The sequence below is a fragment of the Rhizobium sp. NXC14 genome, from assembly GCF_002117485.1.
Lineage (GTDB): Bacteria > Pseudomonadota > Alphaproteobacteria > Rhizobiales > Rhizobiaceae > Rhizobium.
In genome coordinates, this window is sequence record NZ_CP021030.1 from 2,489,701 (window position 1) to 2,501,971 (window position 12,271).

General features: G+C 60.9%; 11 protein-coding genes and 1 riboswitch. Of the genes, 4 read left to right on the plus strand and 7 right to left on the minus strand.

Annotated elements, in window-relative coordinates; genetic code table 11:
- Nucleotides 1–12: 12 nt before the first annotated feature.
- Both NXC14_RS12295 and NXC14_RS12300 read right to left on the minus strand, forming a co-directional pair.
- Nucleotides 13–1,689 (minus strand): M28 family peptidase, encoded by a 1,677-nt coding sequence (locus tag NXC14_RS12295; protein ID WP_085778369.1) that lies wholly within the window; start codon nucleotides 1,687–1,689, stop codon nucleotides 13–15.
- Nucleotides 1,682–3,106 (minus strand): M20 family metallopeptidase, encoded by a 1,425-nt coding sequence (locus tag NXC14_RS12300; protein ID WP_085778370.1) that lies wholly within the window; start codon nucleotides 3,104–3,106, stop codon nucleotides 1,682–1,684. The genes NXC14_RS12295 and NXC14_RS12300 overlap by 8 nt, the downstream gene beginning before the upstream one ends.
- Before the next feature lie 175 nt (nucleotides 3,107–3,281).
- Between NXC14_RS12300 and NXC14_RS12305 the strand changes: the two genes are divergently transcribed.
- On the plus strand, nucleotides 3,282–3,923 hold the full coding sequence (locus NXC14_RS12305; RefSeq protein WP_085778371.1) for a GntR family transcriptional regulator: 642 nt from the start codon (nucleotides 3,282–3,284) through the stop codon (nucleotides 3,921–3,923).
- Nucleotides 3,924–4,095: 172 nt separating this feature from the next.
- Here NXC14_RS12305 and NXC14_RS12310 read toward each other — a convergent pair whose 3' ends face one another.
- Nucleotides 4,096–4,623: a ribonuclease H gene (locus tag NXC14_RS12310; RefSeq protein ID WP_085778372.1), complete on the minus strand. Its 528-nt coding sequence runs from the start codon at nucleotides 4,621–4,623 to the stop codon at nucleotides 4,096–4,098.
- A gap of 438 nt (nucleotides 4,624–5,061) precedes the next feature.
- Here NXC14_RS12310 and NXC14_RS12315 point away from each other — a divergent pair, with 438 nt between their 5' ends.
- Nucleotides 5,062–6,162 carry a DUF2865 domain-containing protein gene (locus NXC14_RS12315; RefSeq protein ID WP_085778373.1) on the plus strand — a complete coding sequence of 367 codons (1,101 nt, stop codon included), beginning with the start codon at nucleotides 5,062–5,064 and terminating at the stop codon, nucleotides 6,160–6,162.
- A gap of 3 nt (nucleotides 6,163–6,165) precedes the next feature.
- Here NXC14_RS12315 and bluB read toward each other — a convergent pair whose 3' ends face one another.
- Nucleotides 6,166–6,855, minus strand: a complete 690-nt coding sequence (gene bluB, locus NXC14_RS12320; RefSeq protein ID WP_085778374.1) for a 5,6-dimethylbenzimidazole synthase — start codon at nucleotides 6,853–6,855, stop codon at nucleotides 6,166–6,168.
- A gap of 41 nt (nucleotides 6,856–6,896) precedes the next feature.
- Nucleotides 6,897–7,083: riboswitch (cobalamin riboswitch) on the minus strand.
- Between the two features lie 281 nt (nucleotides 7,084–7,364).
- On the opposite strand from bluB, the gene NXC14_RS12325 reads away from it, so the two are divergent.
- Nucleotides 7,365–8,429 (plus strand): 3-deoxy-7-phosphoheptulonate synthase, encoded by a 1,065-nt coding sequence (locus NXC14_RS12325; RefSeq protein ID WP_085778375.1) that lies wholly within the window; start codon nucleotides 7,365–7,367, stop codon nucleotides 8,427–8,429.
- On the opposite strand, the gene NXC14_RS12330 is transcribed toward NXC14_RS12325, so the two are convergent.
- A complete protein-coding gene (locus NXC14_RS12330; RefSeq protein WP_085778376.1) occupies nucleotides 8,426–9,253 on the minus strand; it encodes a TolB family protein in 828 nt (275 codons plus the stop codon). The genes NXC14_RS12325 and NXC14_RS12330 overlap by 4 nt on opposite strands.
- A gap of 62 nt (nucleotides 9,254–9,315) precedes the next feature.
- Nucleotides 9,316–10,995, minus strand: coding sequence for an NAD+ synthase (locus tag NXC14_RS12335; protein ID WP_085778377.1), 1,680 nt, complete (start codon nucleotides 10,993–10,995; stop codon nucleotides 9,316–9,318).
- Nucleotides 10,996–11,184: 189 nt separating this feature from the next.
- Here NXC14_RS12335 and NXC14_RS12340 point away from each other — a divergent pair, with 189 nt between their 5' ends.
- Nucleotides 11,185–11,715, plus strand: a complete 531-nt coding sequence (locus NXC14_RS12340) for a DUF1003 domain-containing protein (RefSeq protein ID WP_085778378.1) — start codon at nucleotides 11,185–11,187, stop codon at nucleotides 11,713–11,715.
- Nucleotides 11,716–11,732: 17 nt separating this feature from the next.
- On the opposite strand, the gene NXC14_RS12345 is transcribed toward NXC14_RS12340, so the two are convergent.
- The gene (locus tag NXC14_RS12345; protein ID WP_085778379.1) at nucleotides 11,733–12,134 is read right to left on the minus strand and encodes a GFA family protein; all 402 of its coding nucleotides are present in this window, start codon (nucleotides 12,132–12,134) and stop codon (nucleotides 11,733–11,735) included.
- Nucleotides 12,135–12,271 lie beyond the last annotated feature (137 nt).

Genomic DNA, 12,271 nt, shown 5'->3' on the forward strand with positions numbered 1-12,271 from the left:
GCTATGGCTGCGTCAGTCCTCCAGGGCCGCACGCAAAGCCGCATTGGCTTCCCTCAGTCCATGGATCAGGCGATTTCTAGTCTGGCGCGCATGAACAGCGTAGAAAGGTATGTCTGGCGATCCGACGGGCTGCGCGGCCAGCGCCCGCAGCCCCTCAAGTGACGGCCAGGCGGGGTGCGGGAGGGCGGAATCATGGTGAAAGCGGTCGCCGCTCGTATAATTCAGCGGCACGAGATGGCGGCCGGCGCGCATCAGCGATGCGTTGACGCGCGCCGTCTTTGCAGAAGACGGGTCCTTCATCTCCATGACCGCCTTCGCGCTGATGCCCAACTCGTCAATTGCATTTGCGAGGGCCGAGATGTCGATACGGCCGGAAAGCTCAGCATGCAGTCGCGAAACCTCTTGGCTGAGAGCGTGTGCGTAGACGGAATAGTCAAGTGGCAGGACGGGCGAGGTCAGCAGGCGCCAAAGTGTTTCCAGCACGATTCGCGTATCCCGGCTCAGATTGTCGGGATCGATGTGCTCTGCCGTGTCGTGCGGCGTGTGCCACCACCAACCGAGCGCCCTCAGCGTCTTGACGGGGCCTGGCGGCTGATGACTGAGGCTGCCGAACATCGAGGGGATGCCGACACCCCAGAATGAATGATCCGCCGCTCTGCCATGCCGCCTGCCCGCATGCCTTTGTCCGGTGACGTCCTCGATCACCTCAAGAGCCAGCGGCTTCAACTCGTCGATGACACCGGAATTGGTGAGGACGGTTGCGCCCTCGCCGCCCGTGGAGTCGACATTGACATGCACGGCGCAGCGGCGATCGAGCTCGTCGAAAAATTCATCCGCATACCAGGCCGAGCCGGAATAGCGACCGTGCGAATGGCCTGACCAGAAGCAGATGCGCAGGCCGCGTCGCCAATCACCCGCATGAAGGGCAAGCAAGCGTGCCGCCTCAAGCATGGACGCGTTCGCGCCGCCATTGTCCATGACGCCGAAATGCCAGGTGTCATGATGGCCCGAAAACAGTACGAACGGTTTGTCCTCGCCTGCCGGCTGAAGCTCTGCAACAAGCAGCGGCGTCCTGCGCCAGCCGGTGTCGACCTCTGCCGTGAGCGTCGCACGGACCTTCTGGCCGCGCGCGAGCCTGTCGCGAAGGCGCACTCCATCTTCCCGCGCGATGGTGCAGATCACGGTTTTCGGCAGATGGGCGCGCGTGTGTTGCGACGGGCTGCCCCAGACCGGCGACACGCACATTTCGTAGAGATTCTCATTCGGGCTGACATGGATTTCGCCGAGGGCGCCGGCCGCGCTCGCCAACGCGGCGACTTCCTCCGTCGCAATCCCGTCGACCAGGACGATCTTGCCGGCCAAGTCCTTGCCGACGAAATCGGCTTCCTTGCCGTCGCCGACATATTCAAGGTCTCCGCTGATGCCCGCTGCAGCCGTCGAAACCGACATCGAATGGGTAATGCAACGGAGGTCTTCGCCTTCGACCCCGACCTTCGCCGGGCCGGGCAGGCTGATGAATGCATCATGTGACAGCAGCTGCGTTCCGTATCCGTAGCTCTCCATCTGCGCCTGAAGATAATGAAAGCTCTCGAGCTCCTCCGGCGCTCCGGACAATTTCACCCGACGGGCAAACTCGCGGATATGCGCCATCAGGCGTTCACGGTCGGGCAGCAGGTCGGGGTTAGGCATCAGCCTTCTCCGGCAATGGCGGCTTAACGTCATCAGGTATCGGATTGACGAAAGGCGTACGCTCCAGACGCGCCCTGTGATCGGCCTTGGCAGCTTCAATCAATGCGGGGTTACCGATGAGATCGGCGGCCGTGCTCGCCATTACCTTGGCGGCGTGTTCGGTTCCCTTGTGGGCAGCCGGCAGTTTCCCTTGCGCAACCAGTTGCCAAGAGTGTCCGGGCGTACCGACAGCGTAGGTAGCCCCTCGCATCTGCACGGTCGGCACCACCCAGCTGACCGTCCCGACATCGGTGGAGCCGACCAGAGTGCCGTCACCGGCATTCAACGGAAAAATCTCCTCACAGAGCGGCTGGTCGTCGTTCGGTTTCAGCCCGAAACGACCATAGGACGCGGCGATATCCTCTGCGTTGAAGGTCTGCTGGAACTTGCGGGCCGTTTCTCGGTCGGCATCATCAAACACTGGTGGGCCAAGCCGCTGCAGATGGGCGAACATGCACTCCTCGAGTGGTGTATTGCCAACGAGATTGGCATCCCCGCTGACAATTTCACTCCGGACCGTCGTCTCGGTCATCAGGGCAGCACCTTCGGCAACTTTCTTGACGCGGGCAACCAGAGACAGGAGTTCCGGCAAGGTCCGAGCACGGACGAGATAGCGTACCGTCGCGCGTGCCTGCACGACGTTAGGCGCTCCACCGCCCGCGTCAGTGATGGCATAGTGGATACGCGCAGTGGAAGGCATGTGCTCGCGCATATAATTGACGCCTACATTCATCAGTTCCACTGCATCGAGAGCGCTGCGGCCGAGATGCGGCGTCGCGGAAGCATGCGACGCCCGCCCCGAAAAATGGAAGTTGATCTCATTGCAGGCGAGCGAGATGGGATTGTTGACCCCGGCAAAGGCTGCCGGATGCCAGGAGATCGCGATATCCACGTCGTCGAAAACGCCGGCGCGCACCATGAAACCCTTCGAAGAGCCGCCTTCCTCCGCGGGGCAGCCATAATAGCGCACCCTTCCCATCAAGCCGCTTCCGGCAAGGAAATCCTTGATCGCAGCGGCAGCGAGCATGGATCCGGCGCCCAGCATATTATGGCCGCAGCCGTGACCATTGCCCCCGTCGACCAAGGGCCGCTGCTCGGCAATACCGGCCTCCTGGCTCAATCCCGGCAGCGCATCGAACTCGCCAAGGATTGCGATGACCGGGCCACCCTCGCCCGCCTCTCCCATAACCGCCGTCGGCAACCCGGCAATGCCGCGCTCGACACGAAAGCCCTCTCTTTCCAGCATGCGGGCGTGCTCTTCGGCAGATTGATGTTCGAGGTAATTGGTCTCGGGAATATCCCAGATGCGGTCACTCAACTCGAAGAACGCCGCGCGCTTTCTCTCGACGATTTCCCAGACCGCATCGGAGTTCTGCATGGATTTACAACCCGCCTCATATAATGGTAATCAAATTGGCGCCAATTTTATGCTCCAATTAAATCGGGCACGCAAGTCATGAGCTGGAATATTTTTCGACGCTGTCAATCGGCCTCGTTGTTGGCCGGGGGAGAGCTATGATAGTCATCGCCGAAATCGGGCTGGGGAGAATTGCATGAATTCGCTGGAAAGCGGAGCGACGGCGCAAGCACAAGAGCCGCAAACCTCCGATGTGACCGAACTCATTCTCCAGGATATCCTTGCCGGCCGTCTCCCGCCCGGAACCTGGCTGAAGCAGATCGATCTCGAAAGGCGGTATAACTGTACGCGACCCGAGGTCCGCAGAGCTCTCGACAGATTGGTGCAGAAGCGACTGGTGGAGCATGTCCCCAATCGTGGTTACCACGTCCATGAGCAAGACGGGCGCCGTGCCCGGGAGGTCAGCGACATTCGCGTCATCCTCGAAGTCGCCGTCAGCGACCGCATCGTCGCGAATGCGAGCGAGGCAGATATTGCGAAGTTGCGGGTTCTGGCTTCACGCTTCGACGATCTGGTGCTGAACGGCACCACGCTCGAACTTTACGAAGCCAATCTCGCCTTCCACCGCCATCTGCTTGCTCTCGCAGGCAACCAGGAACTCGTGGAGCTGATCACGGAAATTCGCCAGCGGACATCCTCCGCGCCGGTGTCGCAGTGGCGAACGCGCGCCCGCATCGAGCAATCCGGCCGCGAACATCAGCAGATGGTCGATGCGATAGAGCGACGCGATACCGATGGTCTGATGGAGCTGACGCGCAGGCACATTCTTCAAGCCTGATCGGCCTCGATGGCGCCGTTAGCTGATGCTGAAACTTGGACATAACCGGAAATGGCTGAAGGGTGCATTTATGCCATCTCTGGCGGCGGCCTTGCGCCCTGATGCAATGGCGCCCCGTGGAGTTTTGACGCCGTGCCATCCCAGGCATCCGCAGCCAGTGGATATCCCCATATCACGCGCCCCGTATCGACAGCCGTCCTCCATCCGCAAGCTCATCCGCGCGTTCGTTGCCTGATATGCCGGAATGGCCCTTGCACCAGGCAATGGTTACGAGGGCGTTCCGGGATAGCTGAAGATCGACCGCTTTCCAGAGTTCCGCATTAGCGATCGCCCGGCTGCGGGCGTTCCCATTCGGATTGTTTTTCTTCCAGCCGTTATTCTTCCAAATGTGCCGCCTGTCGTTGCAGCCTTTGACGGCATAGATCGAATCCGACCAGATGGTCGCGGCTTCGCCCGTTGCTTCGCTATTGATCCACATGACTGCCTGCAAGACGGCGGTCAATTCCATCGAATTATTGGCGGAATCACGCACACCGCCGAAGCTGGACGCGATTTCCACAGAATCGCGATAGGCGACAAAGGCCCAGCCTCCGTGCCCGGAACCGGGGTCATAACAACCATCCACGAAGACGTGGAGACCGTGTTGGGCTGTCGGGGCCGTCGTTATGGGGGAGCTTAGCTCCTTGCAAATGCCTGCCATTTTCGCCTTCGCTGCGCCCCCCGCACTGACCTGCGCGATTTGCGACGGCCATCCGAAGCCGACATTGGAATTGCACGTCCCCTCGTGTCAACCATTGACGACGCTGACACCGAAAGCGCCTACTGCCGATGGGAACTGCGAGGGGCAGCGCCATGGGCAATCCGTCCTGCAGGCCGGCCCCGCCCATGTTACGCCACTGAGCCATGCCCGGTATCGGTTTGCTTTCTGCGGGACGTCCCATGAGCTTCTCATACCAGATGAGCGCCTCGTCGAAGTTCTACTTACCTAACGGAAGATTACCCACATCTTCTGGCTAAAATCTCGAAAATGCGCTAGGAATTCATCCAAGCTTATTAAGAGAAACACGTTAAGAGACAAGGTACGGCGGATGGACGCCACCTTTGACCGATCGACACTTTCTCATTCCCGGACGACGCCGTGAAACGCCGAAATCTGTCTCTTGCTCTTATGCTTGCGCTGGCATCACCGGCCGCCGCACAGACCAGCGCTATTTGCAACGACTTGCGCGGTCGCCTTGCCGACCTGCCACGATCGATCGGTAGCAATAACGGGCCGGAAGCGCGCCAATATGCAAATGCCATGGCCGAGCAGAACCTCGAGCTGCGCAAGGTCCGCAACGATCTGCGCAATAACGGATGCACTTCCGGCAGCATGGTCGTGATTGGCAGTGACAACGCCGATTTTTGCGCCGAACTCTCTGACGCCGAAGCCCGGATGATCGACAATATCCGTTATCTCCAGGAGCGCCGCGACGAGCTGCGCAACCAGGGCGACGGCACTGACGACGCGCGCCGAGAATTGACGGCGGCACTCGAACGCAACGGCTGCAACAGCGACAATTTCTATGCCCCGACCGAGCGTAGCGCAGACGACCCCGCCCCGAGTGTCGAGGAACAGGCGATGCGCACCGATACCTTCATTCCGCTCGGCGGCGGTGAAGAGACCGATCTGCGTTACGGCCTGCCGAGGGCCGAAATGTTTTCACCGATCAGCACCATCTGCGTGCGCAGCTGCGACGGTGGCTTCTTCCCGATCAGCTCAAATACCACTTCGGTGGATTTCGGCCGCGATGCCCAGACCTGCGCCAAGATGTGCCCCGGCATTGAAACCGAGCTCTTCTATCGCGACGTGACCAGCACCGACTCCTCGAACATGATCTCGGTCGCAACGGGCGCGCCCTATAGCGCCATGAAGAACGCTTTTGTCTACAAGAACCGCGCGCCTGGCGAGAAAAATTCCTGCGCCTGCAATCTCACCGCCTATTACGAGGAGATGCGCGGCAAGCAGGCCCTGAGCGAACCGCCGGAGCAGGGCTCGATAACGACGGTCCGCACTAAACCGCCGACGAAAGATACAGCGGCAGCATCAGCCCCGCCGCAGCCATCCGTTGCCGAACGTCCCTACGACCCCACGCAGAACAAGGTTCGTCAGGTCGGCCCGCAATTCCTTGCGGGCGACCAGGGCTCGATCGACCTTGCCAATCCGGCGACGCCGGGGCCGCAACCACAGCAGCAGTAATTGCTACGGATCGTTGCGTCCCCATCCGTCGTGGAAAACGAGTTCCTCGAGCGGCAGCCGCTGCCGCCAACCTTTGACCGAAAGTTCCGGTTCGTCATAAAGACGGTCGACAAAGCCGGCGCAGAGCCAGGCGACCACCTCGATATGCTCCGGTATGCCGAGAATTGTTTTCAGGTCGCCTTCGCGAAAGATGCTGACCCAGCCGATGCCGACCCCTTCGGCGCGGGCGGCAAGCCAGAGATTCTGAATGGCGCAAACGGTCGAATAGGAATCCATCCGCGGATTGTGCGTCCGCCCCAGCACGACGCTGCCGCCGCGGGTGGGATCGCATGTCACGCATATGCCGAGCGGCGCCTCGACGATGCCTTCCAGCTTCAGGGAGCGATAGGTCTGCCGGCGTTCGCCCTCGAACATCAGTGCCGCCTCCTCATTCGCATTCGCAAAGGCATCCCTTACGCGTGCTCGCACGGCTTCGCTTTTCACCAGGACGAAATTCCACGGCTGCATGAAGCCGACCGAGGGCGCATGATGGGCGGCAGTCAAGAGCCGTGCCACGACATCGTCGGGCAAGGGATCGGGCAGGAACTGGCTGCGCACGTCACGCCGCGTCATGATCGCGTGATACACGGCTTCGCGCTCGGCCGGCGAAAAACCGGACACCGCCGAAAGGGCATCCGCATCAAAGGGTCGCATCGTCAAATCCCCAACAACGCAACCGCCCGCCGTCCGCGCGGGTTGGGTCTATCGCGCCAGGCCGGTCTTCTGACTTGGCTTCATCCATCTGCCGCAGCCTTCCCGGCAAAGCCAGTGGCGTGATGAAGCGGCAGACGTCGGCCTTACAGCGTTGGGCACGTTCCGGCCTTGCACCGGATTCCCGATTCTCCCGCCTCGAGGGCGGGCACCTGACGGCGGATCTATTTCAGGAAATCGGAACGGAGGCAAGCGTCGGCACGTCAGCCTCAAAGAGGCGAACCCGTGATTTCGCCTCGCAGATTTTGCGTGACAATGAGCGGCCGCGACGCTACATACGCGCAATGTCGACGACTTCAGCCTACGCCTCCTCGCGATTTTATTCGTACCGCTGCTTCCAGCGGATGCGGGTCTGTGCGTAACTGAATTCAACGCGACGACAACCCGAACAGCCGCTAGTCTACCTGGCGGCTTTTCTGTTCCGCACGGTATGACCAAACAGGAGCCATGCCGTGCCCGACACCATCGATGATCTGCGTATTCTCGAGATCACCCCGCTGACCAGACCCGCCGATATCATCGCTGAAATTCCCCGAACCGCTTCAGTCAGCGAGACGGTGACCAGCAACCGCAATGCCATCCACCAGATTCTCAAGGGTGAAGACGACCGCCTGATCGTCGTCATCGGCCCCTGCTCCATCCACGATCCCGTTGCTGCACGCGAATATGCCGCGCGGCTGGCCGAGCAGCGACAGCGCTTCTCCAGTGATCTGGAAATCGTCATGCGCGTCTATTTCGAAAAGCCCCGCACCACAGTCGGCTGGAAGGGCTTGATGAACGACCCGCATCTCGATGGCAGCTACCGTATCGAGGAAGGGCTGAGAATTGCCAGGCGCCTGCTGCTCGACGTCAACGCGATGGGCCTTCCGGCGGGTGTCGAATTCCTCGAGACGATCACACCGCAATACATTGCCGATCTCGTCAGCTGGGGTGCGATCGGCGCCCGCACGACCGAGAGCCAGATCCATCGCCAGCTCGCCTCCGGCCTCTCCTGCCCGATCGGCTTCAAGAACGGCACCGACGGCGGCGCTCGCGTCGCGATCGACGCGATCCTGGCCGCTTCGCAGCCGCACCACTTCCCGGCCGTCACCAAGGACGGACAGGCGGCAATCGCTTCGACGAAGGGGAATGAAGACTGCCACATCATTCTGCGAGGCGGCAAGCGGCCGAATTATGAGGCGGCCGATGTCGGAGCCGTCACAGCGGAATGCCTGAAAGTCGGGGTCACCCCGCGCATCCTTATCGACGCCAGCCATGCCAACAGCGGCAAAGATCCGATGAACCAGCCACGGGTTGTCAAGGACGTCGCCGGACAGATCTCCGCGGGCAATCACCACATCAAGGGCATGATGATCGAAAGCAACCTCGTTGCCGGCCGCCAGGATCTCGTTCCCGGCAAGCCGCTGGTCTACGGCCAGTCCATCACCGATGGCTGCATTGACTGGGATATGTCGGTGAGTGTGCTGGAAGATCTGGCGGACGCCGCTCGCAGGCGGCGCCGAGCGGCAGCGGCTTAAGCCGCCGGAAAATACCTGACATAAGCAAACTCGTCACCATCAGGAGACCAGCAGGGCACGTTGATCGTGCCCTGCCCGCCGAAAAGCTCGAACAGCGTCTTCAGGTTGCCGCCGTCCATATCCATCAGCCGCAGCCGCACGTCGAGATCGCGCGGATGGTCGAAGACCGAAGGATCGTAGGACAGGATCAGCACCTTGTCGTTTTTGGGCGATGGATGGGGAAACCAGTTCCCCTGATTGTCCGACGTCACCTGTTCGAGGCCTGTGCCATCCGGATGGATGCGCCAGATCTGCATCAGCCCGGTGCGGCTGGAATTGAAATAGATCCATTGGCCGTCGGCGGAATAATCCGGCCCGTCGTTGCGGCCTTCGCCATGCGTCAGCCGCGTCTCGACGCCGCCGTCGACTGAGATCGTACAAATGTCGAAAAGATCGTCGCGAATGCCGCAATAGGCGAGCTGGCGGCCATCCGGTGACCAGCCATGCCAATAGGACGGCTGGTTTTGCGTGATGAGCCGCGGCGTGCCGCCTTCGACCGGCAGGATGTAGATCGTCGACTTGCCGAATTCCGTCTTGTCCGAGATGACGATCTCAGTGCCATCAGGCGAAATGCCGTGATCATTGTTGCAATTGACGGCAAAGCCCGTATCGACCTTCACCACCTCGCCGCCATCGAGCGGCAGCCGGAAGAGCAGCCCGTCGCCGTTCAGCAGGAGATAGGAGCCATCGGCTGAGAAATTCGGCGCTTCCACCAGCCTGTCCGTCTGCCAGACCTCGCGAGCCCTGCCCGTCCCGACATTGTAGATCTCGACCGAGCTGCGCATGTTGCCCCCCTGATATGTCGCTTGCGTCAGCGATCCCGATTGCGTCAGCGATCACGATCACGTCAGCGATCCCGGAACCGGTTGGTGATCGGGTAGCGTCGGTCGCGGCCGAAGTTCTTCTTCGTGATCTTAACGCCCGGCGCCGATTGCCGGCGCTTATATTCGGCAAGATAGAGCAGGTGCTCGACGCGGTGGACGGTGGCGACGTCATGGCCGCGCGCGACGATCTCCTCGACCGCCATTTCCTTCTCCACCAGGCATTCGAGAATATCGTCGAGGACGGGATAGGGCGGCAGCGAATCCTGGTCCTTCTGGTCCGGGCGAAGCTCGGCTGAGGGTGCCTTGTCGATGATATTCTGCGGGATCACCTCGCCCGACGGCCCGAGCGCAGTCGGCGGCACATTCTCGTTGCGCCAGCGCGCCAGCGCATAGACCTGCATCTTGTAAAGATCCTTGATCGGATTGAAGCCGCCATTCATGTCGCCATAGAGCGTGGCGTAACCGACCGACATTTCCGACTTGTTGCCCGTCGTCACCACCATCGCGCCGAACTTGTTGGAAATCGCCATCAGGATGACGCCGCGCGCGCGGCTCTGCAAATTCTCCTCGGTGATTCCGCTCTCAGTTCCCTCGAAGAGGTTGGACAGCGCGCTGCTGAAGCCGGTTACTGGCTGCTCGATCGGTACGATGTCATAGCGGCAGCCGAGCGCCTTGGCACAGTCGGCTGCATCCTTCAGTGAATCTTCCGAGGTGTAACGATAGGGCAGCATCACCGTTCGCACCCGCTCCTCTCCGAGAGCATCGACCGCGATCGCTGTGCAGATCGCCGAATCGATGCCGCCGGAAAGGCCGAGAACGACGGTTTTGAAACCGTTTTTGTTGACGTAGTCGCGGAAGCCGAGCAGGCAGGCGCGATAATCGGCCTCCTCGCCCTCGGGAATACGCGCCATCGGCCCTTCGGCGCAGCGCCAGCCGGCTTCCCCACGTTTCCACGTCGTCACAGCAAGTGCCGTCTCGAACTGGCTCATCTGGAAGGCGAGCGATTTGTCGGCATTGAAGGCGAAGCTCGCCCCGTCGAACACGAGCTCGTCCTGCCCTCCGAGCTGGGCGGCATAGATCAGCGGCAGGCCGGTCTCGATCACCTGCTTCAGTACCACCTGGTGACGGATATCGACCTTGCCGCGATAATAGGGAGACCCGTTCGGGGACAGCAGGATCTCCGCCCCGCTTTCGGCCAGCGTCTCGCAAACGCCGAGATCACCCCAGATATCTTCGCAGATCGGAATGCCGAGCCGCACGCCGCGGAAATTCACCGGCCCCGGCATGGCCCCCTGCACGAAGACCCGCTTCTCGTCGAACTCGCCGTAATTCGGCAGATCGACCTTGTCGCGCACCGCGACGACCTTGCCGCCGTCAAGCACGGCGACGGAATTATAGCGTCCGGTCTGGTCCTGCCGGGGAAAACCGATGATGACGCCCGGCCCGCCATCGGCGGTATCGGCCGCAAGGCTTTCCACCGCCTTCCAGCAGGCACGGATGAAGGCCGGCTTCAGCACCAGATCTTCCGGCGGGTAGCCGGAGATGAAAAGCTCGGTCAACACGAGAAGATGCGCGCCCTCTCGGCCTGCATCAGCGCGTGCTTCACGTGCTTTGGCAAGATTGCCGGCGACATCGCCGACCGTGGGATTGAGCTGGCCGATAGCGATGCGGAAGATATCGGAGAGAGCGTTTTCCTGTGTCATGTCATTTGTTTAGCCTGCGGCTCCCGTTACCGCAACACGTTCGCGACCAAAGCGTTGCACCGAGCTCACGAATTTTTTGTGAACAGGCCTGCTGGAGGCTTACGGCACCGATGCATTGCAATTTACCGACGGAGCGGAATACTGACGCATGAAAGCGGCAGCATCGATAACGGTCATTGGAAACAGGCCATGAATAACTTTTCGAACTTCGTGCACCATCATTTCGACAAACCGGCCGACGAACTGGGCGACACGGAAAAGCGCGTGCTGGCGAAAGCGCACGAGCGCAAGATCATCTCGACCGACGTCAACGCCGCCTTTTCTGCCGAGGCCTCTTTTGGAGAACGTATCGCCGACAGCATCGCCCGTGTCGGCGGCTCATGGTCGTTCATCCTCGGCTTCCTGGCCTTCCTCGTCGTCTGGACGGCGATCAACACCATCGTTTTGGCGAGTGGCGCTTTCGATCCCTACCCCTTCGTCTTCCTGAACCTGATCCTTTCGATGCTCGCCGCCATCCAAGCGCCGATCATCATGATGTCGCAGAACCGTCAGGCCGAGCGCGACCGCTTCGAGGCAGCCAAGGATTACGAAGTCAATCTCAAGGCCGAACTCGAAGTGCTCTCCTTGCACCAGAAGATCGATATGCGCGTCCTGACCGAACTGACGGCGCTGCGCGAAGACGTCGCTCGTCTCAGCGCCGCGCTCGCGACCAAGACCTGAGGCGGGGCACTCTCAAATCAACGCGGCGGATACCTGTCATATTGCGGCAGACCATCCGTTATCTCGTAGAAATCACCCTTGTCAGTGCAATAAATGTGATGGCTGAAGGCAAGGCCGCTCGGTTCGTCGAAAGCTCCGGCCAGGACGGAAACCTCCGGCGATTCATCCCCCTGCCAAAACAGCGCCGAGCCACAATTGCCGCAGAAGCCGCGTTGCGCCTCGCCGCTCGAACGATACCAGCGGACCGCCTGGTCGTCTTCCACCGAAAGCGCCGCACGCGGCACGTTGACCGCAGCATAATAAAGTCCCGTCTGACGGCGGCATTGCGAACAGTGGCAACCGACAACAGGCCCGGGCTTTGCCCGAATTGAAAATCGCACGGCGCCGCAAAGACAGCCCCCTAGATGTTGTTCGCTCATGATAGCTCTCTCCTCGGTCCTGGAGAAACTTGCGGCCACGAGACCTCGTCGTCAAATCCATTCCCCTGAACAAGCAATCAGAAATCTTGAAGCGTTCACGATTGGCCGGCGGTCGCCGAATGTTGCCCGTTGACCAC